Below are 26576 nucleotides of genomic sequence, written 5' to 3'. Positions count from 1 at the left end.
CGGACCCGTTCCGGGGTCCTGACGTCAGCCGCGCCCGGACGCCTTCCGGGGTCCGGGCGCGGCGCCGGCGCCCGGCCCGGCGGTCGGCGCCGTCAGCTCGATCAGCCGGCAGACCGTCTCGATGTCGATCTTCACCTGTGCGATCGAGGCACGCCCCGACAGCCAGGTGATCAGCGCCGAGTGCCAGGTGTGCTCGATCACCCGTACCGCCGACAGCTGCTCCGGCGTCGGATGCTCCGCCCCCATCGCGTCCAGGATGATCGCGGTCGTCAGCCGCGACACCGTGTCCACCTCCGGGCTCACGCTGCGGTCCGCGAAGGTCAGCGCCCGCACCATCGCGTCCGCGAGCTGCGGCTCGCGCTGCAGCGCCCGGAAGGCCCGCATCAGCGTCTCGGCCACCCGCCGCGCCGGATCCGCGCCCCCCGGCGGGCGCTTGCGCAGGGTCGTGTGCATGTGCTGGAGCTGGTCCTGCATGGTGGCGACCAGCAGATGGATCTTGGACGGGAAGTAGCGGTAGAGGGTGCCGAGCGCGACCCCGGCCGCCTCGGCGACCTCCCGCATCTGCACGGCGTCGAATCCGCCCCGCCCGGCGAGCTGCGCACTGGCGTGCAGGATGCGCCGTCGGCGTGCCTCCTGGCGCTCTGTCAGGGGCGGTGACGCAGGTCTGTCTTCCGCGGTCATGAGGTCCCGTTCCGTGCGGTGGCGGAGCGACAGTATGGCCGGGCTCCCGCCGTGGCGCGAATCACCTGATCCGGATCTCGCGGCGGAGCTACCTGCCGGTAGATTCTGTGCTCCTCAAGGATCAAGAGCATGGTCAGAAGATCATGGGCGATCAAGTCTGTAACTTGTTCTAGATTAGCGCGGGCGGTTACGCTCGCGCGAAAAGCACGCTCGAAGGGGGTCGCAATTGACCGCGGAGGCCATAGAGGCAAGCCCCCGACAGGGTGCCGGCCCAGGCGGTGACCGTCCGTTGCGGATCGCTCTCCTCACGTACAAGGGGAACCCGTTCTGCGGCGGCCAGGGCGTCTACGTCCGCCACCTCTCGCGCGAGCTCGCGCGCCTCGGCCACAGCGTCGAGGTCATCGGCTCGCAGCCGTACCCCGTCCTCGACGAGGGCGAGGAGCTGACCGGCCTCACGCTCACCGAGCTCGCGAGCCTCGACCTCTACCGCCAGCCCGACCCCTTCCGCACGCCGAGGCGCGAGGAGTACCGGGACTGGATCGACGCCCTCGAGGTCGCCACCATGTGGACCGGCGGCTTCCCCGAGCCGCTCACCTTCTCGCTCCGGGCCCGGCGCATGCTCGCCGCCCGCCGCGGCGACTTCGACGTCGTCCACGACAACCAGACCCTCGGCTACGGGCTCCTCGGCGGGCCCGGCGCGATCGGCGCCCCGCTGGTCACCACGATCCACCACCCGATCACCGTCGACCGGCAGCTCGAACTCGACGCCGCCGCCGACTGGAAGCGCCGCGCCTCCGTCCGCCGCTGGTACGCCTTCACCCGCATGCAGAAGCGGGTCGCGCGCCGGCTGCCGTCCGTCCTCACCGTCTCCGGCACCTCCCGCCAGGAGATCGTCGAGCACCTCGGCGTCCGCGAGGACCGCATCCGCGTCGTCCACATCGGCGCGGACACGGACCTGTGGTCGCCGGACCCGTCCGTCGCCGAGGTACCCGGCCGGATCGTCACCACCTCCAGCGCCGACGTCCCCCTCAAGGGCCTGGTCTTCCTGGTCGAGGCGCTCGCCAAGCTCCGCACCGAGCACCCCGACGCGCACCTGGTGGTCGTCGGCAGGCGCGCCGAGGACGGGCCGGTCGCGCAGGCCATCGAGCGCCACGGCCTCGAAGGCGCCGTCCGGTTCGTCAAGGGCGTCACGGACGCCGAGCTGGTCGACCTCTACCGGTCCGCGCAGGTCGCCTGCGTTCCCTCCCTCTACGAGGGCTTCTCGCTGCCCGCCGCGGAGGGGATGGCCACCGGAACGCCCCTGGTCGCCACCACGGGCGGCGCGATCCCCGAGGTCGCGGGGCCCGACGGCGAGACGTGCCTGGCCGTGCCCACGGGCGACGCGGGGGCCCTCGCCGTGGCCCTCGGCCGGATGCTCGGCGACCCCGCCCTGCGCGCCCGGCTCGGCGCGGCCGGCCGGGCGCGGGTCCTGGCCAACTTCACCTGGGCGCGCGCCGCCCAGGGGACCGCCGAGCTCTACCGCGAGGCGCTCGCCGCGCAGGGTGCCCTCGGCACCGGGGTGCGCGGAGCGGCCCGGTGACACCTCGCCCCCTTCGCCGGGTGCCGCCCGGCGGGTGGGGCGGGCCCACCCGCCCCCGCGCTCCCGGCTGCGCGCGAGCAGGGGGGACCCCCCACGCCCCCCAGCGGACCGACCGCCCCCGACCGCTCGTCTACAGCGAAAGCAGGACCCCGTGCTGACCGTCGACTTCACCCGCTTCCCGCTCGCCCCCGGCGACCGTGTGCTCGATCTGGGCTGCGGCGGGGGCCGGCACGCCTTCGAGTGCTACCGGCGCGGCGCCCAGGTCGTCGCCCTCGACCAGAACGCCGAGGAGATCCGCGAGGTCGCCAAGTGGTTCGCCGCCATGAAGGAGGCCGGTGAGGCCCCGGCCGGCGCCAGCGCCACCGCCATGGAGGGCGACGCGCTCAACCTGCCCTTCCCCGACGAGTCCTTCGACGTCGTCATCATCTCCGAGGTCATGGAGCACATCCCGGACGACAAGGGCGTGCTCGCCGAGATGGTCCGGGTCCTCAAGCCGGGCGGCCGCATCGCCGTCACCGTCCCGCGCTACGGCCCCGAGAAGGTCTGCTGGGCGCTCTCCGACGAGTACCACGAGGTCGAGGGTGGCCACATCCGCATCTACAAGGCCGACGAACTGCTGGCCAAGATGCGCGGCGCCGGTCTCAAGCCGTACGGCACCCACCACGCCCACGCGCTGCACGCCCCCTACTGGTGGCTCAAGTGCGCCTTCGGCGTGGACAACGACAAGGCGCTGCCGGTCCGCGCTTACCACAAGCTCCTGGTCTGGGACATCATGAAGAAGCCCGCCGTGACCCGGGTCGCCGAGCAGCTGCTCAACCCGGTCGTCGGCAAGAGCTTCGTCGCCTACGCCACCAAGCCCCACCTGCCGAAGGCCGACGCCCAGTGACCTCTCCCGAGCGGATGGCGGAACACCTGGTCCTGCCGGGGGTCCTGACCGCCGAGCAGGCCGCGGAGACCGTCGCCGGCATCCTCGCCGTCCAGCGCGAGGACGGCGCCATACCGTGGTTCCGCGGCCACCACCTCGACCCGTGGGACCACACCGAGGCCGCCATGGCGCTCGACACCGCGGGCGAGCACGAGGCCGCGGCACGCGCGTACGCGTGGCTGGCCCGACACCAGAACGGCGACGGCTCCTGGTACGCGGCCTACCACGACGGCGAGCCCGGGAACGTGACCGACCGCGGCCTGGAGTCCAACTTCGTCGCGTACGTCGCCGTCGGCGTCTGGCACCACTACCTGTCGACCGGCGACGACGCCTTCCTCGACCGGATGTGGCCCGTCGTCTACGCGGCCGTGGAGTTCGTCCTCGGACTGCAGGAGCCCGGCGGCCAGATCGGCTGGAAGCGCGAGGCCGACGGCACCCCCGTCCACGACGCGCTGCTGACCGGCAGCTCCTCCGTCCACCAGGCGCTGCGCTGCGCCCTCGCCATCGCCGAGGAACGCGAGGAGCCGCAGCCGGACTGGGAGCTGGCGGCCGGAGCGCTCGGCCACGCGATACGCAGCCATCCGGAGCGCTTCCTGGACAAGTCCCGCTACTCGATGGACTGGTACTACCCGGTCCTCGGCGGGGCCGTCACCGGCTTCGCCGCCAAGGCCAGGATCGACGAGAAGTGGGACGACTTCGTCGTCCCCGGGCTCGGTGTGCGCTGCGTGCTGCCCAATCCCTGGGTCACGGGCGGCGAGAGCTGTGAACTCGCCCTGACCCTGTGGGCGATGGGGGAGTCGGACCGGGCGCTGGAGATCCTGAAGTCCATCGGCCACCTGCGGGCGGCGAACGGCAACTACTGGACCGGGTACGTCTTCGAGGGCGACCAGGCCGTCTGGCCCGAGGAGCAGACCACCTGGACCGCCGGTTCGCTGCTGCTCGCGGTGGCCGCGCTCGGGGGCGACGAGGCGACCGTGGCGGTGTTCGGCGGCGAGCGCCTGCCGCGCGGCCTGGAGCCCGACTGCTGCGCCTGAGGGGCGTCCGGACGGTGTCGGGGGCGCCTTCCACGCGTGCCCCATGCACGTAAAAACACCTGTTCGACCGCTCTAGGATGTGCACGTTCATGGCTGGCATGAGCATGCATGACAGGGAGTATCGGTCACGATGGACCGTGCGGGGTCGGTCAGAGACCTGGCGAGCGAACTGCTCGCCCTGAAGAAGTCGTCGGGTGCGAGCTTCGCCCGGCTCAGTGAGCAGACCCACTACGCCAAGTCGTCGTGGGAGCGGTGGGTCAACGGCAAGCAGTTCCCGCCGCGCGACGCGGTCGAGAGCCTCGCGAGGCTCTGCGAGACCGACCCGGCACCCCTCCTCGCCCTGTGGGACGAGGAGGACGCCCGGCGCACGGCGCCCGAGCCGGACGAGGCGAACGAGGCCGGCGCGCCGGAGGCCGGTGACGCGCCGGAGGGGGCATCCGGGGAAGCACCGGCCGGGCCCACCGGCCGGCGCCGGCGCGCCCTGTGGGGCGCACTCGTGCTCGCAGTCCTCCTCGTGGCCGGTGCGGCCGCCTACGGCGCCGTCGCCCTCACCGGCTCCGACGAGCCGTCGGCCGCCCCCCGGCCGAAGCCCGCCGTGAAGGTCGCGGCCGTGCGGACCGGCTGCACGCTCACCGGCTGCGAGGGCCGGGACCCGAAGAAGATGAACTGCGGCGCCGACGCGGTCACGGTGCGCACCGGGTCCATCCCCAAGGACCTCGTCATCGAGCTGCGCTACAGCCGTGCCTGCAAGGCCGCCTGGGGCCGGATCTCCTTCGCCCAGGTCGGCGCCACCGTCGTCGTCAACAATTCGGACGGCGCCGCCCAGGCCGACGTCGTGCACTTCGACCGGGACGTCTACACGCCCCTGATCGCGGCCCCGGACGACGGCTCGGTCTGGGCCTGCGCGTCCCTCCCGAAGAGCGGAGAGCCCAGCTGCACGGGCGACTTCGTCCCGAGCCGGGAGAAGGCCCAGCAGCCGTAGCGGGCCCAGCAGCCGTAGCCGGCCCGACCGGCGGCGGGCGTCAGCCCCTGGCGGCGAGCACCTGGCGGGCCGCCTTGTCCTGACGGGCCAGCAGGGCGGCCCAGTCCTTCGCGAGGGCCGGGTTGGCGTCCAGCCAGGACTGCTGGACGGCGGCGAGCCGGGTGTAGGCGGTACTCAGGTAGCCGGTCTCGCTCTTGCAGCGCAGATCGGCCTTCAGGACGTCCCGTCCTTCCAGCCGGGCCCGCTGGCTCGGCAGCGACTTCAGCAGCGTCACCGGGTCGTGCTGCCCGGGGAAGCCGGCCCGTTCCAGGCACCGCTCCCAGCGGCCGGTCGCGTCCTGGAAGGCCGGGTCCCTCTCCACGGCCGCCCGCGCGAACTCCTGCCCCTCGAACAGCTCGATCCGCACCTGGAGCCAGCGCAGCCGGCCGTCGCCGAGCACGCGTTCCTCGGCCTCGGCGAGGCAGCCCGCGCCGGGGCGGGACACCTTCATCCCCCGCCGGCCCTTCACGGTCACGCGCTTGCCCTCGTCGCCGAAGAGCGCCTGGGCGTACGCGGGGGAGGCTTCGGGGCTTCCGGGTTTCGGCGGGGTCTCGCCGGCCGGCTCGGGGGCGGCCGGGGCCGTCCCGGAAGGGGCGGTCTCCAGTCCGAAGGGCCGCGGCCGCTCGTCCCTCCCCGGATCGGGCCGGTCGGCGGCCTTCGGGGCGTAGCGGTAGCCCTCGCGGGCCATGCAGGTGATGGCGTATCGCCGTTGGGCCTCGGCGCTGCGGGCCTGGACGTCGGTCCCGGAGAACATCAGGTCGGTGACCGGCGGCAGTCGGTGCAGCCGCTCCAGGGCGGCCGTCGACACCGCCGGCATGTCGGACGGCCCGCTGCCGCTCCCGGCGGAGGCGAGGAAGGTTCCGCCGGCGAGGGCCGCACCTCCCACGAGCGTGACGGCGAGAGCGAGGAGCGCGGGTCGCGGACGACGGGTCCCGGGCATGGTGACGGTCACCTTTCGTGGTGGTGGGGGAGAGACGGAGCGGGGCGGGTCCCGGCGCACCCCTGTCGCGCCGGGACCCGCCCCTGTTACGAGGTCGCTCAGAAGCAGCGGACCGTCGTCGACGGCAGCAGCTTCAGCGAGCTCGCCTGGTTCCGCTGCCAGTCCGCGAGCTCGGCCCCGAACGCCTCGCTGCCCGGGTTCACGCAGAAGAGCAGGCCGCCCTGGTAGCCGATGTCACGGTAGTAGTGGCTCTCGTAGCCGCCCGTGCTGGAGTTGCTGGCCGACCAGACCTTGTCGTTCACGACCGAGCCGTAACCGGCCGTGCCCGCGTTCTCGTTGAAGTAGTCGTCGGTGAAGTTGTTGTCGCTGTTGTAGTAGCTGTGCGACGCGCTGTCGCCCAGGTCGCCCCAGTACACGCAGTGGTAACCGGGGTCGCACATGTAGCCGGCGGCAGCCGACGACGCGGCGGCGATGCCGCCGCCCACGAGCAGTGCGGTGGAGACGGCCACGGCCGCCGCCTTCTTACGGAGCCCCATGCCCATGCTCATTCGTTCCCTGTCTCTCGACGTCGCGTACGCGATCGCGCACGGGCGTCAGACTCACATCCGCCGCGCCCCCGCGTATTGGAAGAATTCGCCGTGCGCCGTGCGGGCCCTCAGCCCGCGATCCACGCGCTCGCGCCGCCCCGTTCCGCGAGGAAGCGGCCCGGGGGTAGGCCCGTCATCGTCGTGAACTCGCGGTTGAGGTGGGCCTGGTCGTAGAGGCCGCACCGGGTGGCCGTATCGGCCGGCCGGTGGCCCGCCGTGAGCAGCCGGATCGCCCGGTTCAGGCGCAGGATCCGGGCCAGGCGCTTCGGGGTGAGGCCGACCTGTTCGCGGAAGCGGGCCTCCAGGTGCCGCAGGCTCCAGCCGGTGCTCGCGGCCACCTCGGCGATCGGCAGGGCGCCGGCGGACCGCTCCAGGACCTGCCAGGCCGCCAGGACGGGAGCGGACGGCCCCGTGCTGCCCTCGGCCGTCCAGCGCAGCAGCGTCTCGTCGAGGAGCGCGAAGCGCTCGGGCCAGTCGGCGGCGTCCGCCAGGCGCTCGGCGAGGAGCCGGGCGCGGGGGCCGAGGACCTCGGCCGGGTCGGTCAGGGTGTCGGCGAGCTCGGCGAGCGACGCGCTGCCGAAGAGCCGGTGGGCCGCCCAGGGGGCGAGGGTGAGCTCGACGCCGTGCACGTCGCCGTCGTGGCCGAGGACCCGGGCGCGGGTGTGCAGGCCCGACACGAGCGAGGCGTGCCGTCCGGTGGCCCCGCGCACCCGCATCTCGCCGCCGAAGCCGATGAGCAGCGACACCCGTCCGCTCGGCACCACCAGCCGTTCCTGCTGCACGCCCGCCGTCGAACGGAACCCCCGGTACGTGCCGACGCCCGGCCGCAGCCGGGCGTCGGGCCTCCCGTAGAACCACTGGCACCGGCCACCATCGGTACACACACGGCCTCTGACCATCGAACTCTCGAACCTCCCGCGCCCGGATCCGTCCCGGGCCGGTGATCCACTGTCCGACGCGCCCCGGGCGGGGGCCAGAGGCGCCGCCGTCCCAGGGACGCGGTGGGACGTCCCAGAGCTGTGACCTGCGAAGACGTGGCGGGAGGTGACGGGAAGGAGGGACGGGGGAACCCGTACGGACTCACTTCGCTGGCGCCCGCCGGTGCCCCGGGCGAGGCTGGCGCCAGTCCCCGGAGCAGCCCCGGGGCCGAGGGAGGTCCCACCGTGCCCAGCCTCGTCCGCGCGCGCCGCGCCGTCGTCGCCCTGTTCCTGTCCGGTGCGCTCCTCGCGACGACGGCGGCGTGCGGCGGTGACAGCTCGCAGAGTCTGAGCACGAGCTCCGACGCGACCCCGACGGCCTCGGCGAGCTTCGAGAGGCAGAAGCTGGCCAAGACCCGGTTCGTCGCGAACGCGGGTCTGGCGGCGGGCGCCACCTACCAGTGGATCGTCAAGCCGTACCGCGAGGGCAGGTTCGCGAAGGGTGCGGACGGGCGGACCCTCGCCCTGGTCAAGGCGGGCCTCGCGGGAGCCTTCACGTACAACCGGCTCAAGGCCGCCGTGAACAACGCCAAGGGCGATCCGCTGCTGTCCAAGGCGGTGGCGCCGCTGACCGCGGGCATCGAGTCCCTGAAGGACCTCGGGACGAAGCTCCGCAAGGGCGAGGCGACCGCCGGTGACGTCGGCGCCTTCGAGGGCGTCATCAACAGCGTCAAGGACGCGGGGCGGAGTGCCGGCGCCGAGGTCGTCGACCAGGTGCCGAGCACGGCGCAGCTCGGCGGCGGCTGACCGGCGCGGCGGTGCTCCGCCGGGTCAGGACGTGAGGTCCGCGAGCGTGCGGAGCGTGGCGGGGTCCGGTGCCGTGACCAGGAGGTCGGTCACCGGGCCCGTCCGCCATTCCGTGAGGCGTTCGGCGATCCGCTCCTTCGGGCCGACGAGCGAGATCTCGTCGGCGAAGGCGTCCGGCACCGCGAGCACGGCCTCCTCGCGCCGCCCGGCGGCGAAGAGCTCCTGGACGTGCCGGGCCTCGGCCTCGTAGCCCATGCGGGCCATGAGGTCGGCGTGGAAGTTGCGGGCGGCGTGCCCCATGCCGCCGATGTAGAAGCCGAGCATCGCCTTGACGGGCAGCAGGCCCGCGGCGACGTCGTCGCAAACCTGGGCGCGGACCATCGGCGCGACGAGGAAGCCGTCCGGCAGGGTGCGGGGGAGGGCGTAGACCTCGGCCCACCGGCTCGGCGACCAGTAGAGCGGCAGCCAGCCGTCGGCGATGCGGAGGGTCTGCGCGATGTTCTTGGGGCCCTCGGCGCCGAGGAGCACGGGCAGGCCGGCGCGCAGCGGGTGGGTGATCGGCTTCAGCGGCTTGCCGAGACCGGTGCCGTCGGCGCCGGTGTACGGGTGGGGGTGGTAGCTCCCGTCGAGCCGGACCGGCCCCTCGCGCCGCAGCACCTGCCGGATCACGTCCACGTACTCGCGGGTCGCGGTGAGCGGGGAGCGGGGGAACGGGCGTCCGTACCAGCCCTCGACGACCTGCGGCCCGGAGAGGCCGAGCCCGAGCGTCATGCGCCCGCCGGAGAGGTGGTCGAGGGTGAGCGCGTGCATGGCGGTGGCGGTGGGCGTGCGGGCGGCCATCTGTGCCACGGCGGTGCCGAGCCCGATCCGGGAGGTGTGGGCGGCGATCCAGGTGAGCGCGGTGAAGGCGTCGGATCCCCAGGCCTCGGCGGTCCACACGGAGTGGTATCCGAGCCGTTCGGCCTCGCGGGCGAGGTCGAGGTGGGCGGGGGAGGGGCCGCGGCCCCAGTAGCCGAGGGCGAGTCCGAGTCGCATGCCGCACAGCCTTTCTGACGATGTGTCAGTTATGACGGGCTCGGACTGTACGGCAACGGCCCCCCGCCCGGAAGGGATCCGGGCGGGGGGCCGTCGGGGAGAGCGGGCGGATCAGCCGCGCTGGATGCCGGTGGTGTCCTGCAGGACACCGCGGCGGCCGTCCTGGGTCTGGGCGACCAGGGCCTGACCGCGCTGCTCGACCGCCAGGTACCAGGTGCCGGGCGCGAGCTCGGCGATGGGCGCCGCGGAGCCGTCCTCGCCGTAGAGCGGACGGGCCACCGGGACGGCGAACCAGAACGGGGTGAAGTCCCCGGCCGGCGCCGGCGCCTGGGCCTGCGCGGCCTGGGGCTGGGCGTCGTGCGGGGCCTGCGGCTGCATGTGCTGCTGGGCCTGCTGCGGCTGGCCGCCGAAGGACTGGCCGCCGAGCGACGGGTCGGGCTGGGCGCCGTACGGCTGCTGCTGCGCGCCCGGGTAGCCGTAGCCGCCGGGGGCTCCCGGCTGACCCGGCTGCATGCCGTAGGGCTGCGGCGTCTGCGGCTTCGGGGCGCCGAGGAGCGGAGCCTGCAGGGCCGGGACCAGCGGACCGGCCACCGCGCCGGCGGCCAGGACCAGCGAGGCGATGAGGCCGAGGATCAGGCCCGCGCCGGCGTTCGCCGACTCGAAGACCCACATCAGCAGGGTCCAGGCGGAGGCGACGGTGAACGCGGCGCCCACCTGGCCGAGGTCGAGGCCGACGACCTTGCGCGGCTGCGGCAGGGCGCGCGAGACGATCACCAGCGCGGCGCCGGCGATGCCCAGGAAGAAGGACCCCCAGCCCAGCGGGGACATCTCCCACGAGTACGCCGAGTCGACCTGGTCGCAGATGTTGGCCGGCGCGTCACAGCCGGAGATGCCGAGGAACGAGGCGATGAACAGCACCACCGCTGCGCCGATCAGCACGCCATCGCCTCGGGTGAGGGAGCGGATATTCACGTAAGAGTCCTTCGTCGGGTCGTCTCGTCGGGGTGGCGCGAAGCACGGGGGCGGCCCCATCGTACGGAGCGAATCTATCGTTCGCCCGATAGCCGCTCTGTCCGACCCCTTGCCTACCCGTGGAGGTAGGCGCCGATGCCGTTCGCGATCCCCTGCGCCGCCTTCTGGCGCCACGCGGCGTCGGTCAGGAGCGCGGCATCCTTCGGATCACGCATATTGCCGCATTCGAGGAAGACCTTGGGGGCGGTTGAGAGATTGAGTCCGCCGAGATCGTCCCGCACGTCCAACCCGGTGCCGGATCCGATGTAGTTGGCGGGTTTTGAACCGGTCGCGCGGCCGAACTGTGTGACGAGGTTCTCGCCCAGGATGCGAGACGGTCCCACGATCTTCGCGGTGTCGGCGGAGCCGCCGCGCACCCGCGCCGGAAGAATCACGTGGAAGCCCCGGTTCCCGGTCGCCGAGCCGTCCGCGTGCACGGACACGACGGCGTCGGGCTTCGCGGTGTTGCCGATCCGGGCCCGCTCGTCGATGCACGGCCCGTACGGGCGCTCCGCGTCGTGGACGAGCACCACCTCGGCGCCCTGCTTCTTGAGGAGATCGCGCAGACGGTGTGAAACATCGAGGGTGAACGCCGCCTCGGTGTAGCCCGCGTTCGTGGAGGTGCCGGTGGTGTCGCACTCCTTGCGGTTCGTGCCGATGTCAACCTTCTTGTTGATTTCCGTGGAATGCCGGAAATTGCCGGGATTGTGACCCGGGTCGACGACGATCGTCCGCCCGGCCAGGGGGAGCGCGCCGCTGCGAACCGCGCTCGGGCTCGCGCCGGAGCTCGCGCTCGCGCTCGGGAGCGCGTTCGAGGCCGTGGGCTTGGCATCTGCGGTGCGGGAGGACGAGGGGGCCGCCTCGCCGGCGCAGCCTGTCAGGGCGAGCGGCAGGGCGAGGGCGGCGAGGAGCTTCCGATGGGCGTACGGCACCCCGCGACTGTAGGCGTTCCGCGCCGCGAATGCCCGCAGCGGAACCGGGAGCGCGCCACGTGTGTGAGGGGATGGTGAAGGGTAAGTCCGAGGCACCGTCGTGACGACCAGAGGGGGACCGGTGGCGGGGGAACACGAGAACGGCACCAACGAACCGAGAAAGCCATCGCCGTGGGAATGGACCGGCCCGGGCGCCCAGGGGAGCGAGAGCGGCCCGCAGGCCGCCGGCCCGCCGGGGAACGACGGGCGGACACGGGAGTCCGGGGGACCGACCGCCGCGAGCACTCCTCCGGGCCCCTCGGGCCCGGCTCCGAGCCCTCCGAGCCAGCCCCCGCCGTCCGCGAGCCCGGCCGCACCGTCCGCGGACGGCGCGGCCACCGGAGGCCCGGATGCCGCGAGCCCGGCTCCCGGGGGTCCGGACGGCGCGAGCCAGCCCCCGCCGCCCGCGCACCCACCGGTGTACGACGCGGTGCCCGGCTCCACGCCCCCGCCCGCGTCCCCGCCCGGGCCGGCGCCGGGCTTCGGGCCCGCACCGGGCTTCGGGCCACCGCCCGGCCCCTTGGGCGCCCCTGCGGCCCCGCCTGCGCCGCGCGGCCCCGCGAACCCGGCGCAGGCCGCCGCCGTGGGCCTCCTGAACCTCTCCTGCCTGGGCCTCGGCTACGCCCTGCTCAAGCACTGGAAGTCCGCGGCCCTGTGCTGGGCCGCCACCGTGGCCCTGCTGGTCGTCGCCCTGCCCGCCGACCCCGACGGCATACCGCTCGGGGCCCTCGTCGCGTACGGCGTCTTCCTGCTCGCCGTCGCCGCCGACGGCGCGCGTCGCGGACTGCGCGCCGCCCCGGAGACCCTGGCGCTGCCCGGCCGGCGGGGTCTGGTGCTGCCCGCGGCGCTCGCCCTGCTGCTCGTCGTCCCCGGCGGCGGCGGCTTCGCGTACGGCGCGGCGCGGGACGAGGCCGTCGAGCAGGCGCTCCTCGACCGGCTGGCCGCCGCCGACGCCCAGGTGAAGCAGAGCGAGGGCCAGTCCTTCAGCGGCGTCGAGTCGACCTACAAGCGGGCCCTCGCCACCTACCAGGACCTCGGCGCGAAGCACGCCGGCTCGCGCGCCGGCAAGCTGGTGCCGGACCGGCTGGCCACGTACTACAAGACGGTCGCGGCGCCGTACGAGAAGAAGGACTACTGCGCCGCCGTCCCCGCTCTCCAGCACCTGCGCGCGCTGCCCGACACCGTCGACCGCGCACTCCTGGGCAGCCTCGTCGGCAAGGCCGACGAGCCGCTGGCCGAGTCGTGGTTCGAATGCGGCGTCCGGTCGGCCGGTCTGGCCGGCGCCGAGGCCACGGCGGGCCGGCACCTCAACGCCCTGCTGGACACCTTCCCGCAGTCGCCGTTCACGCAGAAGATCGAGCCGACGCTCCGCGCGAACCTGCGCGAGAGCGACAAGAAGCTGGCGGTGGCCCCCTGCGACACGGCCACCGAGCTGCGCCGCTTCGACACCACCGTCGGCCTGCTGCCCGACGCGACCTTCGGGGCGCTGGAACAGGACACGAAGGGGTCGATCCAGCGGGGCGACTTCGCCTGCGGGATCGACCACTTCAAGAAGAAGGAGTACGGCGAGGCCGTCACGGCGATGGACGACTACGCCAAGGCGTACCCGTCGAGCCCGCAGACCGCCCAGGCCCGGAACGTCGCCATCGCCGCCGAGATCGCCCAGGAGAGCCCGGCCGCCGGCAACAAGGTCCCCTCGGGTGCCACGGCGGACGGCTCCGGCATGGTCATGGTCGTCAGCAACGACGGGCCGGGCGAGGTCGAACTCCTCTACACGGGACCGGTGACCGGCCGCATCACGCTCCCGGCCTGCGCCACCTGCCGGTCGTACTCGACGTTCCTCGTCCCCAAGGGCGGCGGCCCCAAGCCCTGCTCCGGACCGTCGTCGAAGTACCCGAAGCGGACCCTGACGCTGCCGCCGGGCAACTACCAGATGCTGCAGAAGCGGGACGGGACGGGTACCTCGGCGGGCATGAAGAAGCCCAGCACCACCAAGATCGAGTCCGGCTACAGCTACACCAACTGTCTGTACGTGACCTCAGGGCTCGGGGGCGGCTTCTGACGGGTGATCCGACGTCCTGAGCGGACAGGTTGACTGGGCAACAGACTCCGGCACCCCGCGTTTGCGCGGGGTGCCGGACCCGTCGATAGTGGAGACAGCGGCCGTCGGCCCCTCCTCCCCGTACTCGTTCGTACTCAAGAGAGGAGTGCTCCCATGCGTCCACGCAAGGAAACGCGGTCCCGTCGCCTTCTGACGACCTCGACGATCCTCCTGGCCGGAAGCGCTCTGCTCCTGCCGGTCCCCGCGGTCGCCCACCCCGCGGCGGACGGCAGCACCCGCACCACCACCTCGCACGCCCGGATCTCCGGCGCCTCCTTCCAGTTCCGGAACCTGGAGACCGGCAAGTGCATGACCTTCAACGGCGGCACCCTCGCCCAGAACAACCTCGAGCTCCTGCAGTTCGACTGCGACACCGACCGGTCGCGCCGCTGGCGGATCACCAACTGGGACGGCGACTCGTACCAGCTGGTGAACGTCCAGAGCGGCAAGTGCGCGACCGTCGCGGGCGGCCGGTCCACCGAGAACAACGTGGAGCTCGTCCAGTTCACCTGCGACTCCGACCCCTCGCGCCGCTGGCGCCTCGCCAACTGGGGCGGCACGTCCTATCAGGTGGTGAACGTCCAGACCGGCAAGTGCGCCACGATCGCCGGCGGCCGGTCCACCGACAACAACGTGCACATGGTCCAGTTCACCTGCGACGACGACCGCTCCCGCCGCTGGGTCGTCCGCCTGGCCGGAACGCCCAACGGCTGACCCGCACATGCGCGCCGCCCCGGCGGGGCCTTCCTCAGGGGCTGTCCTCCGGACCCGGCCGGGCGCGCGACGTCCGGCCCGCGCGCCTGCTCCGGCCCGAACCTCTGATCAGGCCTGATCCGGAGGCGGGTCCATACACCTAGCCGAGGCGGCGCAGGACCCGCATCGAGTCGGTGACCGAGATCTCCTCGAAGTCGCCCGACTCCAGCGCCCGCAGGTAGATGCGGTACGGAGCCTGCCCGCCGTCCTCCGGGTCCGGGAAGACGTCGTGGATGACGAGGACGCCCCCGGCGGCGACCTTGGGGGCCCAGCCCTCGTAGTCGTTGGTGGCGTGCTCGTCGGTGTGCCCGCCGTCGATGAACACGAAGCCGAGCTGCCCGGCCCACACCTTCGCGACCTGCGGGGACCGCCCGACGACCGCGATCACGTGGTCCTCGAGCCCGGCCTTGCGCAGCGTCCGGCGGAAGGTCGGCAGCGTGTCCATGACGCCGACCTCCGGGTCGACCACGGTCGGGTCGTGGTACTCCCAGCCCGGCTGCTGCTCCTCGCTGCCCCGGTGGTGGTCCACGGTCACCGCGACGGTCCCCGCCTGCCGCGCGACGTCGGCCAGCAGGATCGTCGAGCGCCCGCAGTACGTGCCGACCTCCAGCAGCGGCAGCCCGAGCTTCGCGGCCCCGGCGGCGGCCTCGTACAGAGCGAGCCCCTCCTTCACCGGCATGAAGCCCTTCGCGGCCTCGAAGGCGGCAAGGATCTCGGGGGTGGGCTCGGCGGCGGCCATGGGCGGATCTCCTACTGGCGGGTACGGGTGTACGGGCGCCCATCGTGCCCTACGCGTCGCACTCGAACCACACCGTCTTTCCGGCGGGCGTCTCCGTGGCCCCCCACCGGTCGGTCACGGCCTCCACCAGTGCCAGTCCGCGCCCGCCCTCGGCGAGCGGCTCGGGGGCCTTCGCGACGAGCGTCCCCGGCACCCCGTCCGCGACCTCCACCCGCAGCCCGTGCGGCTCGCGCAGGATCAGCACGGTGCACCGGCGGCCGGGCACGTGCCGGACCACGTTGGCGACGAGCTCGGTGAGCGCGAGCGCGGCGGAGTCGGTCACGTGGTCGAGCCCCCAGCGCGTGAGGAACATGCGCAGGATGCGCCGCATGTGACCGGCGGAGTGCTCACCGACGGTGAAGGCCATGCGGTAGGTCCCGGCAAGTTCCGCCGGATAGAGGTCGGTTGCCTGATTCATGGCACCAGCGTGGGCCCGCTTCGTTACGCTCGGCTACGGAACGGAACCAACGCGTGAAAGCGTGAGCTTGGGGGTGCCCTCGCCGTGGTCAACATCCGGAACCTCGATCCCAGCGCGTCGCCGCTGGACTACTACGGCTCTGAGTTACGCCGGCTGAGGGAGGAGGCGAAGCTCAACCAGCAGCAGTTGGGGGACGTGCTCTTTCGTACGGCTTCGCTCGTCGGCCAGATCGAGACGGCGAAGAAGGCCCCGACGCGACAGTTCTCGGAGCGGCTGGACGCGGCCCTGCTGACGGGCGGCCACTTCTCACGGCTGGCGGGGCTGGTCCTGCGGAGCCAGTTGCCGACATGGTTCCAGCCGTACGCGGAGATGGAGGCGCGGGCGACGTACATCTACTCCTTCCAGGCGGGCGTGGTCGACGGACTGCTCCAGGCCCCGGAGTACGCTCGCGAGATCCTGAGCGCGCGGACCGCAGACGACCTCGACACGAAGGTGGCGGCCCGCATCGAGCGCCAGCGCATTCTGCAACGCGGCACTCCTCCGCTGTGTTGGGTCGTGATGGGCGAGGCCGTGTTGCACCAGGAGGTCGGTGGAAGCGCGGTGATGCGAGCTCAACTCGCCTATTTGTTGAGTTTGCAGGAGCATGAGTGGGTCAAGATTCAGATCCTCCCGTTCTCGGCGGGCGCGCATGTGGGCGTGCTCGGCTCCTTCAACCTGCTGCGGTTCGAAGACGACCCCGACGTCGTGTACACCGAGGACTTCGTGCAGGGCCACATGACCGCCGATACGGCCGCCGTCCGCGAGGGTGTCCTCCGTTACGATCACCTTCGGGCTGCCGCCCTCTCCGTGGAGGAATCGGCTCGTCTGATCGCCCGGGTGATGGAGGGACGCTATGGGGACCGAGCTGAAGCTGACGGGCGCGTGCTGGCGTAAATCCTCTTACAGCGGCGACACCGGCGGTCAGTGCATCGAGTGCGCCCCCCTGGGATCCGCCGCCTGGCGCAAGTCGCCCTACAGCGGCTCCGACGGCGGCGACTGCGTCGAGGTCGCCGACCTCACCGCTCACGTCGCCGTCCGCGACTCCAAGAACCCCGCCGGCCCCGTCCTCCTCGCCCGCCCCGCCGCCTTCGCGGCGTTCGTGACGGCGGCGGCCGAGGGGCGGCTCGGGCGCTGATCAGCGGGGCGGCGCTCGTCGGACGGGCGGCCGTCACCCGCGCGCCCGCGCGGCCCGCGCCCCCGTCTCCGTCTCCTGCTGCTCACTCGGCCCGGGCAGCCTCCGCGGTCCCGCCCGTCCCCGGGGCCCCCGCCAGGACCGCCCGCAGCTTCACGATCCCCGCCTTCCACTCCGTGCCGTCCGAGTCCTCCCACAGCTCCAGCAGTTCCGACTCCGGGCCGAGCACCCGGTCGAGGGCGGCGACGGCCACCGGGCGGAGCTCCGTGGGGAGTGGCGGGAGGGGCTCGTCCGGGCCGTAGGAGGTGGTGACCGGCTCGCCGCCGGGGCACTGGGCCGCGACCAGGGCCGCCGCGGCGACGGCCTCGACCGCGAGGTCGGAGTCCAGATACTCCTCGCCGGTTCCGACGACCTCGCGGAAGGCCGCCAGCAGCACGTCCGCCTTCTTCTCCGCGGGGGCCTCGTCCACCGTGTACGAGAAGTCGGCGGCCGTGTCGTTGTCGAAGGGGCCGATGTCCCAGGTGCCCATGGCGTGCTCGCTCTCTGCTTCTGGTGCTGTCGCTCACTCGTTCCGGCATCGTGACAGGGAGCACTGACAACGCCCCCTGGAGCGGGTGCGGGTCACGGCCCGGCGACCGGAGCGCCTTCCGGAGGCAGGGGTGAGGTCGGGGCGGCGGTCCACGGCCAGGCGGCCCCGCTGCCCGCCTCGATGAGGCCGACCATCCGGAACGCGGAGTCCGTCAGGCCGCCGAAGGTGTGCCGGTGCGGGCCGGTGGGGCCGTGGGCCGGCCGGTACCCCGCCAGGTTCCAGGTGTAGACGGGGACGTCGGCGGGGACGGGGTCGCCCGGGCCGCCGGGGTCGTAGGCGGCGTGCTGCTCGTCGGTGACGACCAGCACCCGGTCGTGCTCCCGGAAGTGGGTGCGCAGGGCCTTCGTGGTGTAGGTGCCCCCGAGTTCGTGGAAGCGGCCGAGCACGTCCAGCACCGGCTCGCCCGGCGCGAACGGCACCTTGGCGCTGTTCCAGCCGAACTCCACCAGGTCCGCCTCCTCGGCGCGCAGGGCCAGTGCGGCCCCGAACACGCCCGCCGCGTCCGCCCGGGTCAGCGTGGACCGCTCGGAGACGGTGTCCCAGAACATGGAGTCGGACCGGTCCACCAGGATCAGCGTCCGGCCGGGCAGGCGCGGGACGTTGGCCAGCGAGTGGTGCAGGGCCCGTTCCAGCGCGGCCGACCAGCGCGGGGACGGCGCGTGCCGGTGAGCGGCCAGGTAGCGGAAGGGGAACTGCCGGGAGCGGGCGACCTCGGCGGGGTCCGAGAGGCGCTCGGCGACTCGGGCCGCGACCTCGTCCGAGACCCCCGCCTCGTCGAAGTTCCGCAGGTTCCGCAGCAGGGCCATCGGCCCCATCGTGGGGATCACGGCCTCCCAGACCGCGGCGTCGAGCGGCCCCTGGAGCCAGCCCGCCAGCGCCTCCCACGTCATGCCCGCCGCGGCCAGCCGCTCGGTGCCGCCCGGCCCGGTCACCACGGCTCGCCGCTCCTCCACGGCCGATTCCGACAGAGCGCGGTGGGCGGTCAGGGTACGGTCGGAGGCCGGCGGAACCGCCTGCTCCGGGTGGTGCCGGCGGTCCAGGGCGTACCGGAAGAGTGCGCCCTGCCAGGGCTTCTCCGGGTCCGGCGAGGCGTGCACCAGGTTGAGCACGTCACCGAAGCGGAAGTCCCTGGACGCGGTGTCGTACTTGAGCAGGGACCGGGACGTGTAGAGACGGCGCACGGCGTCGGCGATGCCGCGCTTCACCGGCGTCGGCACGTTCCGGCCGTACGCGGCGACCCAGTGGGCGAGCAGCTCGCCCGGCTCGTCGGCGCGCTGGAGCACCGAGTCGATCACGGACCGGTTGGAGGGTCCCTCGGACACCCCGGCCCGGAGCCGGGCCCGTACGTACGCGGCGGCGCCCACCAGCGACGCCGTGCGCATGTTGCCCTCGCCGCGGAGCCCGCGCAGCAGTCCGGCCGTCCAGGTGGGGTCCTCGACGGCGAGGCGGCCGACGAGTCGGATGTACCGCTCGTCCCGTTCCGCACCGCTCTCGTAGAAGGTGTCCTGGGTGACGAAGTTGCCGACCGCGAGGAGGAAGAGCTCCTCGCGGGGCTCCCGGACGAAGGCCGGTCCGCCCGCGTAGCCGCGGAAGTCCGTTCCGACGACGGGGACATGGAAGCGCGTGGGCGGCAGGGAACGGGCGGCCGCCGCGACGGGCGGGGCGACGAGCATCTCGGACCACGTCTTGTCGACGCGTGGCCGATGGCGATATCGAGGCAGTGATTCCCCCGGATGCGAAGGAGACGAAGGAGGGCCGGCCCCCGGAGCCGCGCGGGCGGCGGGGCGGCAGACGGCCGCGCACGCCGAGATCAAGGGGGCCGCGGCGTCACTTTGTTGTCAGAAGGAAGTAGCCGCAGCCGAGCGCATCGGCGGCGCGGTCGCGCGGCCAACGTACAGCGCGCCGCGGGACGCCCACCAGCGATTAAAACCGGCCGGAGCCCATCGCCCCTGGTCCGGGCCGGCCGGAGCCCGCCCCTGGTCCGGGCCGGCCGGAGCCCGCCGCGGGCGCGCGGCGCTGTCCGTGACTAGCTGAGCCAGATGAGCATGGCGTCTCCGGCGCGTGCTGCCGCTTGGAAGAACGCCGCCAGCTCCTGGTAGTGGCCGGTCACGTACTCCAGCGACTCGCCGCGTTCCCAGATGGCGTGGGGATAGATGTCAGCCTTGGCGAGGTCGGCCGGGCCCACACCCTCGGTCAGGGCGTGGTGCGGTGTGACGGCGAGCGCCTCAGCGGCGACACGGACGCGCTCGGCGGTGAGGTAGCGGGGCGGTCCGTAGCCCCAGTCCTCGGCTCGGGGGAGCTCCTCCTCGCCGTGGACGATGTCGGCAGGGAAGGCGATGCGGCGCAGCAGGAAGTCCAGGGCGTGCCACGTCTTGTCGATGTCGTGGCAGCGCGCCCGGGACACGTCGAAGTCCTCGTCCAGCTCCGCCTCGATCAGCTCGTTGACGAACTCCTCGGCCCAGTCCGGGTCGCGGACAGCTCGATCGAGCTCGGAAGGGGTCAGGCGGGCGTACTCGCCGATCATGCTCATGGCTGGATGCTAAGGACCGGCACTGACAGCGGCGGTCGGCTCGGGTGAGCCGCCGCGCTCCCGGTGGCCGGGGCGCGAGGGTACCGCGGAGCCGGTCGGTGGCCGTCTCCCCGGGGGCCGCCGCCCGGTGCGGCCGGTCGTCCCCGGTGCCCGTTCCGGTCGGCGGGACGAGCCGAGCCCTGCGGGGTCCAGAGCTTCCGGACGCCCTGTCCGCCTCCGCAGCGGATCCCGCCTCGCATCTGACCTTCCGTCAGATTGGAACGTGTTCTAGTCTGCCGTGCCATGGGCATCGCCATCACGCACGAACAGCGGGAGCTCGCCCGATCCGTCCGCGGCTGGCTCACCCGCGCCGTACCGCCCGAGGTCGTACGCAAGCTGCTCGACGCGCCCGACGCCGGTCGCCCCGCCTACTGGGACGGGGCCGCCCGGCAGGGCCTGCTCGGGATCCATCTCCCGGAGGAGCGCGGCGGCGGGGGCGGCGACCTGGTCGACCTGGCCGTCGTCCTGGAGGAGGCCGGGCGGGCCCTGCTCCCCGGGCCGTATCTGCCGAGCGTCCTCGCCGCCGAACTCCTGCACCGGGCCGGCCGCGCCGAGGAGGCCGCCGCCGTCGCGGCGGGGGAGCGGATCGCCGCCGTGGCGCTCGGCGCCGGCACGCTCACCGCGGTCCGAACCGACGGCGGGTACGCGCTCGACGGCGCCGCCCCTCCCGTCCTCGGCGGCGCCGCCGCCGACCTGCTGGTCCTCGCCGCCGCGACCGATGACAGCACCGTCTGGCTGGCCGTGGACGCCGACACCCTCGCCGTACGCCTCCACGACAGCGCCGACCCCACCCGGCCCACCGCCGAGGTCGCCGCCGACGGCGTCCTCGTGCCCGCCGGGCGGCACCTGCGGGGCGTCGACTCCGCACTCGTCCACGACCTCGCCGCCGTCCTCCTCGCCGCGGACGCCTGCGGCACGGCGGCCCGCGCGGTCGACACGGCAGCCGAGCACGCCCGCACCCGCGTGCAGTTCGGGAAGCCCATCGGGCAGTTCCAGGGCGTCAAGCACCTGTGCGCCGACATGCTCGTCCGCCTCGAACAGGCCCGCGCCCTCACCTGGGACGCGGCCCGTGCCGCCCGCGAAGAGGAGCCCGGCGTCCGGGCGTTGACCGCCTCGCTCGCCGCCGCGACCGCCCTCGACACGGCCTACGGCTGCGCCAAGGACTGCATCCAGATCCTCGGCGGCATCGGCTTCACCTGGGAGCACGACGCCCATCTGCACCTGCGCCGCGCGCTCGTCGCCCGCCAGCTCCTCGGCGGCGGCGACACCCACCGCGTCACCGCCGTACGGCACGCCGCCGCGGGCACCCGACGCGAGCTGCGCCTCGAACTTCCGGCAGAGGCCGAGCGGTTCCGTACGGACGCCCGCGAGGCGCTCGCCCCCGCCGTCGGGCTCGACCCGCGCGCCGCCCGCCGCGCCCTCGCCGGCACCGGCTACGCCGCCCCGCACCTCCCCGAGCCGTACGGACTCGGCGCCGGGCCCGTGCAACAACTCGCCGTACAAAGGGAGATGGAGGCTCTGGGCATCACCCTCAGCCCGCTCTCCATCGCCACCTGGGTCATCCCCTCACTTCTGGCGTACGGGACGCCAGAACAGCAGGAACGCCATCTCGGACCCACGCTGCGCGGCGAGCAGCAGTGGTGCCAGCTCTTCTCCGAGCCCGAGGCCGGCTCGGACCTCGCCTCCCTCCGCACCCGGGCCGAGCGCACGGACGACGGCGGCACGGGCGGCGGCTGGCGGATCAACGGCCAGAAGGTGTGGACGAGCGCCGCGCAGGGGGCCGACTACGGCATCCTGCTGGCCCGCACGGACCCCGGGGCGCCCAAGCACCGCGGTCTCACCTACTTCGTCGTCGACATGAGGAACACCCCCGGCATCGACATCCGCCCGCTCAAGGAGATCACCGGGGAGTCGCTCTTCAACGAGGTGTGGTTCGACGACGCCGTCCTGCCCGCCGATGCCGTCGTCGGCGAGGTGAACGATGGCTGGCGGGTCGCCCGCAACACGCTCGGCAACGAACGCGTCCACATGGCCGACCAGGTCGCCTTCGACACCGGCCTCGAAGCACTCGTCGCCGCCTCCGCGACCGTCGACACCGCCCTGCGCGCCCGCGTCGGCGCCCTCGTCGCCGAGGCCCACGCCCTCGCCTGCATCGGCCTGCGCACCACCCTCCTTCAGGTGTCCGGAATCGAACCCGGCCCCGGCGCCAGCGTCCGCAAGCTCGTCCAGACCCTCCACCAGCAGAAGGTCGCCGAGCTCGGCCTCGAACTCCTGGGCGCGGCGGGCGCGGTGGCGGAGGGGCCGGGCCGGCGGGCCGTCCACGGGCTGCTCATGTCGCGCTGCCTGACGATCGCGGGCGGGACGACGCAAGTGCAGCTGAACGTCGTGGCCGAGCGCCTGCTCGGCCTCCCGAGAGACTGAGAGAAGCCTCCATGAAGTCGTACATCGTGGGCGTCGGCATGACGAAGTTCGAGAAGCCGGAGACCCGGGACTGGCAGTACTGGGACATGGCGAGGGAGGCAGGCACGGCAGCCCTGGCCGACGCCGGCGTCCCGTACGGCCTCGTCGAGCAGGTCCCCGTCGGCTACTGCTTCCAGGCCTCGACGGCCGGCCAGCGCGCCGCGTACGAGCTGGGGCTGACCGGCGTCCCCGTCTACAACGTCAACAACAACTGCGCGACGGCCTCGACGGCGCTGATGATGGCGCGGCAGTTCGTGGAGGGCGGGATCGCGGACTGCGTCCTGGCGCTGGGCTTCGAGAAGATGGCGCGGGGCGCGCTGGGCGGCGGCTCGGACGGCGGCGACTTCGCGACGTCGCCCGTGGCCCGGCACTACGGGATCATGGCCGCCGGCCACGGCTTCGAGATGACCCCGCCGACCGCGCAGATCTTCGGCAACGCGGCCCGGGAGCACATGGACCGCCACGGCACGACGGAGATCCAGCTGGCCGCGGTCGCCGCCAAGAACCACCGCCACTCCTCCCGCAATCCGAACGCGCAGTTCCAGGACGTCTACTCGGTCGAGGAGATCCTGACGGCCAGGACCATCCACCGTCCGCTGACCAAGCTCCAGTGCTCGCCGACCTCGGACGGCGCGGCGGCCGCGGTCGTGGTGTCGGAGCGCTTCGTCGCCGAACACGGCCTGGCGGACCGGGCGGTGGAGATCGCCGCCCAGGCCATGACGACGGACACGGAGGAGTCCTTCGCCTCGGGCTCGTGCATCGACGTCGTCGGGCGCCCGATGTCGCGGGCGGCGGCGCGGCAGGTCTACGAGCAGTCCGGACTCGGCATCGAGGACGTCGACGTCATCGAACTCCACGACTGCTTCTCGATCAACGAGCTGCTGACCTACGAGGCCCTGGGCATGTGCGAGGAGGGCGCGTCCGGCAAGCTCGTGGAGTCGGGCGCGACGACGTACGGCGGCCGCTGGGTCGTGAACCCCTCCGGCGGCCTGATCTCGAAGGGGCACCCGCTCGGCGCGACGGGCCTGGCACAGGCGGCCGAACTCGTCTGGCACCTGCGCGGCGAGGCGGGCCCGCGGCAGGTCCCGGGCGCGAGGGTCGGCCTGGCGCACAACATCGGCCTCGGCGGGGCGGCGGTCGTGACGATGCTGCGGAAGCCGTAGCGGCGACGTACGGAGAGGGGACGCGGGGGCGGATGCCCGGTGACGATCCCGCGCGGGGGCGGGGGCCCGGTGCCCGTGCCGCGCGGGGGCGGGTGCGGCGGTGTCGGCCCGCTCAGGGGCCGGTGCGGCGCCACCGGTGCCGGCCCGCCGGCAGGGAGCCGTCCCTGCCCGGAAGCCGTTGCGGCGGTGCCGATCCCCGGTGGGGGGCCGGATCGGCGAGGTACAGATCCGGGTGATGTACGGGTCGGGGCGGGTCTGCGACCATGACACCCATGCCGCGACCCGAGATCACACAGAAGACCGGCGAACCCGCCGACCCCTCCATACCCGCACCCGTGCCCACGCCCGGCCGCGTGTGGCCGGTGGTCCTCGTCGCCTGCGCGGGCCAGTTCCTCGTCATCCTCGACGTGTCCGTCGTGAACGTGGCGCTGCCGTCGATGCGGGCGGAACTGGGGCTCACGGCGACGGGCCTGCAGTGGGTGGTGAGCGTCTACTCGATCGCGTTCGCGGGCTTCATGCTGCTGGGCGGCCGCGCGGCCGACCTCTTCGGGCGCAAGCGCATGTTCGTGGCGGGCCTGAGCCTCTTCACCCTGGCCTCGGTCGCCGGCGGCCTCGCCCAGGAGGGCTGGCAACTCCTCGCGGCCCGGGCGGTCCAGGGCCTGGGCGCGGCCGTTCTCTCCCCCTCGACGCTCACCCTGGTCACCGCCACCGTCCCGGACGGGCCGGCCCGCTCCCGGGCCGTCGGCACCTGGACGGCGGTCGGCGCGGCCGGCGGCGCGGCGGGCGGCTTCATCGGCGGAGCGCTGGTGGACCTGCTGTCCTGGCGCTGGGTCCTCCTCATCAACGTCCCCATCGGCGCCGTGGTCCTGGCGGCCGCCATGCTCTGGCTGAGCGAGAGCCGCGTCGAGGGCGGCCGGCGCCTGGACCTGCCGGGCGCGATCCTGGTGACGGCGGGCCTGGCGACCCTCGCGTACGGCATCGTGCAGACGGAGGAGTCGGGCTGGACGTCCGCCTCGACGGTGATCTCCCTGGCCGCCGGCGCCCTCCTCCTCCTGACCTTCGTCCTGGTCGAACGCCGAGCCCCGGCCCCCCTGATGCCCCTGCGCATCTTCCGCACCCGGGCGGTGTCCGCGGCGAACGTGACGATGCTGCTGTGCGGTTCGTCGTCCTTCGGCATGTGGTTCTTCATGACGCTGTACGCCCAGAACGTCCTGGGCTACCCGCCGCTGGAGGCCGGCCTGGCCCTCGTCCCCAGCTCGGCGAGCGTCATCGCCGGCTCGAAACTGGCCCCCCGCCTCCTGCCCGCCTTCGGCGCCCGCACGGTCGCGGTGACGGGCGCCCTGGTCGCGGCGTCGGGCTTCGCCTGGCAGTCCACGATGACGGTGGACGGCACCTACCTGACGGCGATCCTCCTGCCGGGCGTCCTGATGATGTTCGGCATCGGCATGGCCTCCACCCCCCTCGCGGTCCTGGCCACCACCCAGGCACCCCCCTCCGAAGCGGGCCTCGCCTCGGGCCTGATCAACACCTCCCGCACCATGGGCGGCGCCCTCGGCCTCGCCACCCTCTCCACGGTCGCCGCCACGGTCACCGCAGGAGCCACCACCCCGGACGCCCTGACCTCGGGCTACGCGGCGGCCTTCCGCACGGCGGCGTGCGTGCTGGTGGGGACGGCGGCGGTGATGGCGGTGTGGCTCCCGAAGCCGGAGAGGCGCCCGGTCGACGAGAATCCGGCTGAGGTCTGAGACGCGGTAAGCCGCCGGAGATACCGGAGCGAAGCGCTGCGTCGTCGTGTGATCGGATCGAGTGGTGCGGGGGAGTGGGGCGGGGTATGAGGCAGCGACGCCGGTGGTTTCCCGCAAGCCTGTTGGCATCCGTGCTTGCGCTGGCGGGGTGTGGCCAGGGTTCTCATGTTCAGGTTGAGGTCGCGCAGAAAGACCTGGTCGGGAGGTGGGCAGATGATGCCGGGGGGAGCATGGTGTTCGCCTCCGACCACACGTTCCGGTTCACTTCCGTGGCTCTGAAGTCGGACGTCCACGCCTCGTGTCCTCGTGGTGACTCCAGCGGCAGATGGGATTTCCTCGTCGAGGACGAGGAGTCGGAGATGTCGGATCCACGTGCGACCTCGGGAAAGTCGGCGGCTCTTCACTTCGACGGGCAGAGCCTTGGTGCGTGCGTCATTGCGATGAACTTCATCGATGACGGCAAGTCCCTGTGCCTCAGTGACGATCCGGACGACCTGTGCAGCGTCGGCGCCGTCTTCTCTCGGGAGAAGAAGCGTTGAACGGTGTGTGCAAGGTGGTGCCCGCAGGCTCGGCGAGTGTCGAACCTGCGGGCACCACCGTGCGTTCGGGCCGCTACAGCCACCCCTGCTGCCGCGCCGCCCGCACCGCCTCCATGCGGTTCCGGGTGCCCGTCTTGCCGATGGCCGACGAGAGGTAGTTGCGGACCGTCGACTCCGAGAGGTGGAGGGTCGCCGCGATGTCCGCGATCGTGGCGCCGTCCACCGAGGCGCCCAGGGCGTCGCGTTCGCGGGCCGTCAGGGGGTTCGGGCCGGCGCTGAGGGCCGCGGCCGCGAGGGCCGGGTCGATGACCGTCTCGCCGCGGAGGACCTTGCGGATCGCCTCCGCCAGGTCCTCCACCGGGCCGTCCTTCACCAGGAAGCCCGCCGCGCCCGCCTCCATCGCGCGCCGCAGGTAGCCGGGGCGGCCGAAGGTCGTCAGGATCAAGACCCGGCAGTCGGGGACCTCGTCCCGCAGGTCCGCCGCCGCGTCGAGACCCGAGCGCCCCGGCAGCTCGATGTCGAGGAGCGCCACTTCGGGCCGCGTGACCAGCGCCTTGTCGACGATCTCGTCCCCGCGCCCGACCTGGGCGACGACCTCGATGTCGGGCTCCATGCCCAGCAGCAGGGCGAGCGCGCCCCGCATCATTCCCTGGTCCTCGGCGAGGAGCACCCGGATGCTCCTGGTGGGGCGATGGTCCTGCGGCATCTCGTTCACGAGGAACAGCGTAGGCCGGACGGCCTGTTGAGGCGCGTTGACGGGCGCGCATCCGGGGCGCGCGGCA

The 26576-nt window shown here is 73.2% G+C and carries 26 protein-coding genes; 13 read left to right on the top strand and 13 right to left on the bottom strand.

Annotated features, from left to right (window positions below):
• Window positions 1-24: 24 nt before the first annotated feature.
• Window positions 25-681, bottom strand: a complete 657-nt coding sequence (locus tag ACGF1Z_RS08520) for a TetR family transcriptional regulator (RefSeq protein ID WP_393001364.1) — start codon at window positions 679-681, stop codon at window positions 25-27.
• A 226-nt stretch (window positions 682-907) separates the two neighbouring features.
• On the opposite strand from ACGF1Z_RS08520, the gene ACGF1Z_RS08515 reads away from it, so the two are divergent.
• The 4 genes from ACGF1Z_RS08515 (at window position 908) to ACGF1Z_RS08500 (ending at window position 5201) form a co-directional block, all read left to right on the top strand.
• Complete coding sequence (locus ACGF1Z_RS08515) at window positions 908-2260, top strand: glycosyltransferase family 4 protein (RefSeq protein ID WP_393001362.1); 1353 nt, start codon at window positions 908-910, stop codon at window positions 2258-2260.
• A 151-nt stretch (window positions 2261-2411) separates the two neighbouring features.
• Entirely contained in the window at window positions 2412-3146 is a 735-nt protein-coding gene (locus ACGF1Z_RS08510) for a class I SAM-dependent methyltransferase (protein WP_376637298.1), read from the top strand.
• A 14-nt stretch (window positions 3147-3160) separates the two neighbouring features.
• Entirely contained in the window at window positions 3161-4219 is a 1059-nt protein-coding gene (locus ACGF1Z_RS08505) for a prenyltransferase (RefSeq protein ID WP_393002437.1), read from the top strand.
• Window positions 4220-4349: 130 nt separating this feature from the next.
• A complete protein-coding gene (locus ACGF1Z_RS08500) occupies window positions 4350-5201 on the top strand; it encodes a DUF2690 domain-containing protein (RefSeq protein ID WP_393001360.1) in 852 nt (283 codons plus the stop codon).
• Between the two features lie 40 nt (window positions 5202-5241).
• Here the strand turns inward: ACGF1Z_RS08500 and ACGF1Z_RS08495 are convergent, their stop codons facing one another.
• The 3 genes from ACGF1Z_RS08495 to ACGF1Z_RS08485 all read right to left on the bottom strand — a co-directional run bounded on the left by ACGF1Z_RS08495 (window position 5242) and on the right by ACGF1Z_RS08485 (window position 7651).
• Window positions 5242-6180: a hypothetical protein gene (locus ACGF1Z_RS08495; RefSeq protein ID WP_393001358.1), complete on the bottom strand. Its 939-nt coding sequence runs from the start codon at window positions 6178-6180 to the stop codon at window positions 5242-5244.
• A gap of 98 nt (window positions 6181-6278) precedes the next feature.
• Window positions 6279-6716 carry a hypothetical protein gene (locus tag ACGF1Z_RS08490; protein WP_393001356.1) on the bottom strand — a complete coding sequence of 146 codons (438 nt, stop codon included), beginning with the start codon at window positions 6714-6716 and terminating at the stop codon, window positions 6279-6281.
• Between the two features lie 119 nt (window positions 6717-6835).
• Window positions 6836-7651 (bottom strand): helix-turn-helix domain-containing protein, encoded by an 816-nt coding sequence (locus ACGF1Z_RS08485; protein ID WP_393001354.1) that lies wholly within the window; start codon window positions 7649-7651, stop codon window positions 6836-6838.
• A gap of 279 nt (window positions 7652-7930) precedes the next feature.
• Between ACGF1Z_RS08485 and ACGF1Z_RS08480 the strand changes: the two genes are divergently transcribed.
• Complete coding sequence (locus tag ACGF1Z_RS08480; RefSeq protein ID WP_393001352.1) at window positions 7931-8491, top strand: hypothetical protein; 561 nt, start codon at window positions 7931-7933, stop codon at window positions 8489-8491.
• A gap of 24 nt (window positions 8492-8515) precedes the next feature.
• On the opposite strand, the gene ACGF1Z_RS08475 is transcribed toward ACGF1Z_RS08480, so the two are convergent.
• The 3 genes from ACGF1Z_RS08475 to ACGF1Z_RS08465 all read right to left on the bottom strand — a co-directional run bounded on the left by ACGF1Z_RS08475 (window position 8516) and on the right by ACGF1Z_RS08465 (window position 11469).
• A complete protein-coding gene (locus ACGF1Z_RS08475; RefSeq protein ID WP_393001350.1) occupies window positions 8516-9526 on the bottom strand; it encodes an LLM class F420-dependent oxidoreductase in 1011 nt (336 codons plus the stop codon).
• Between the two features lie 111 nt (window positions 9527-9637).
• Complete coding sequence (locus ACGF1Z_RS08470) at window positions 9638-10498, bottom strand: DUF5336 domain-containing protein (RefSeq protein ID WP_393001348.1); 861 nt, start codon at window positions 10496-10498, stop codon at window positions 9638-9640.
• A 113-nt stretch (window positions 10499-10611) separates the two neighbouring features.
• On the bottom strand, window positions 10612-11469 hold the full coding sequence (locus ACGF1Z_RS08465) for an N-acetylmuramoyl-L-alanine amidase (protein ID WP_393001346.1): 858 nt from the start codon (window positions 11467-11469) through the stop codon (window positions 10612-10614).
• Window positions 11470-12091: 622 nt separating this feature from the next.
• On the opposite strand from ACGF1Z_RS08465, the gene ACGF1Z_RS08460 reads away from it, so the two are divergent.
• Window positions 12092-13570 carry a hypothetical protein gene (locus tag ACGF1Z_RS08460; RefSeq protein ID WP_393001344.1) on the top strand — a complete coding sequence of 493 codons (1479 nt, stop codon included), beginning with the start codon at window positions 12092-12094 and terminating at the stop codon, window positions 13568-13570.
• A 153-nt stretch (window positions 13571-13723) separates the two neighbouring features.
• Entirely contained in the window at window positions 13724-14323 is a 600-nt protein-coding gene (locus tag ACGF1Z_RS08455; RefSeq protein ID WP_393001342.1) for an RICIN domain-containing protein, read from the top strand.
• 139 nt (window positions 14324-14462) lie between these two features.
• Here the strand turns inward: ACGF1Z_RS08455 and ACGF1Z_RS08450 are convergent, their stop codons facing one another.
• Together ACGF1Z_RS08450 and ACGF1Z_RS08445 are read right to left on the bottom strand one after the other, a co-directional pair.
• Window positions 14463-15101, bottom strand: a complete 639-nt coding sequence (locus ACGF1Z_RS08450; protein ID WP_393001340.1) for a class I SAM-dependent methyltransferase — start codon at window positions 15099-15101, stop codon at window positions 14463-14465.
• 49 nt (window positions 15102-15150) lie between these two features.
• Window positions 15151-15558, bottom strand: a complete 408-nt coding sequence (locus ACGF1Z_RS08445) for an ATP-binding protein (RefSeq protein WP_393001338.1) — start codon at window positions 15556-15558, stop codon at window positions 15151-15153.
• Between the two features lie 84 nt (window positions 15559-15642).
• On the opposite strand from ACGF1Z_RS08445, the gene ACGF1Z_RS08440 reads away from it, so the two are divergent.
• Window positions 15643-16491 carry a Scr1 family TA system antitoxin-like transcriptional regulator gene (locus ACGF1Z_RS08440; RefSeq protein WP_393001336.1) on the top strand — a complete coding sequence of 283 codons (849 nt, stop codon included), beginning with the start codon at window positions 15643-15645 and terminating at the stop codon, window positions 16489-16491.
• Entirely contained in the window at window positions 16451-16732 is a 282-nt protein-coding gene (locus tag ACGF1Z_RS08435) for a DUF397 domain-containing protein (protein WP_393001334.1), read from the top strand. Before ACGF1Z_RS08440 ends, ACGF1Z_RS08435 begins: the two co-directional genes overlap by 41 nt.
• Window positions 16733-16814: 82 nt before the next feature.
• Here ACGF1Z_RS08435 and ACGF1Z_RS08430 read toward each other — a convergent pair whose 3' ends face one another.
• The 3 genes from ACGF1Z_RS08430 to ACGF1Z_RS08420 all read right to left on the bottom strand — a co-directional run bounded on the left by ACGF1Z_RS08430 (window position 16815) and on the right by ACGF1Z_RS08420 (window position 19848).
• A complete protein-coding gene (locus ACGF1Z_RS08430; RefSeq protein ID WP_393001332.1) occupies window positions 16815-17258 on the bottom strand; it encodes a DUF4259 domain-containing protein in 444 nt (147 codons plus the stop codon).
• A gap of 92 nt (window positions 17259-17350) precedes the next feature.
• The gene (locus ACGF1Z_RS08425; RefSeq protein WP_393001330.1) at window positions 17351-18991 is read right to left on the bottom strand and encodes a TROVE domain-containing protein; all 1641 of its coding nucleotides are present in this window, start codon (window positions 18989-18991) and stop codon (window positions 17351-17353) included.
• A gap of 353 nt (window positions 18992-19344) precedes the next feature.
• Complete coding sequence (locus tag ACGF1Z_RS08420) at window positions 19345-19848, bottom strand: YfbM family protein (protein WP_393001328.1); 504 nt, start codon at window positions 19846-19848, stop codon at window positions 19345-19347.
• A 282-nt stretch (window positions 19849-20130) separates the two neighbouring features.
• On the opposite strand from ACGF1Z_RS08420, the gene ACGF1Z_RS08415 reads away from it, so the two are divergent.
• The 4 genes from ACGF1Z_RS08415 to ACGF1Z_RS08400 all read left to right on the top strand — a co-directional run bounded on the left by ACGF1Z_RS08415 (window position 20131) and on the right by ACGF1Z_RS08400 (window position 25794).
• Window positions 20131-22308, top strand: coding sequence for an acyl-CoA dehydrogenase (locus ACGF1Z_RS08415; RefSeq protein WP_393001326.1), 2178 nt, complete (start codon window positions 20131-20133; stop codon window positions 22306-22308).
• A gap of 11 nt (window positions 22309-22319) precedes the next feature.
• Window positions 22320-23510, top strand: coding sequence for a lipid-transfer protein (locus tag ACGF1Z_RS08410; protein WP_393001324.1), 1191 nt, complete (start codon window positions 22320-22322; stop codon window positions 23508-23510).
• A gap of 263 nt (window positions 23511-23773) precedes the next feature.
• A complete protein-coding gene (locus ACGF1Z_RS08405) occupies window positions 23774-25255 on the top strand; it encodes an MFS transporter (RefSeq protein ID WP_393001322.1) in 1482 nt (493 codons plus the stop codon).
• 86 nt (window positions 25256-25341) lie between these two features.
• Window positions 25342-25794, top strand: coding sequence for a hypothetical protein (locus tag ACGF1Z_RS08400; RefSeq protein ID WP_393001320.1), 453 nt, complete (start codon window positions 25342-25344; stop codon window positions 25792-25794).
• A 73-nt stretch (window positions 25795-25867) separates the two neighbouring features.
• Here the strand turns inward: ACGF1Z_RS08400 and ACGF1Z_RS08395 are convergent, their stop codons facing one another.
• Entirely contained in the window at window positions 25868-26500 is a 633-nt protein-coding gene (locus tag ACGF1Z_RS08395) for a response regulator (protein WP_393002435.1), read from the bottom strand.
• Between the last annotated feature and the right edge of the window lie 76 nt (window positions 26501-26576).

The organism is Streptomyces sp. NPDC048018 (genome assembly GCF_043202995.1).
Classification (GTDB): Bacteria; Actinomycetota; Actinomycetes; order Streptomycetales; family Streptomycetaceae; genus Streptomyces.
This window is presented reverse-complemented; position numbering and strand designations above follow the sequence as displayed.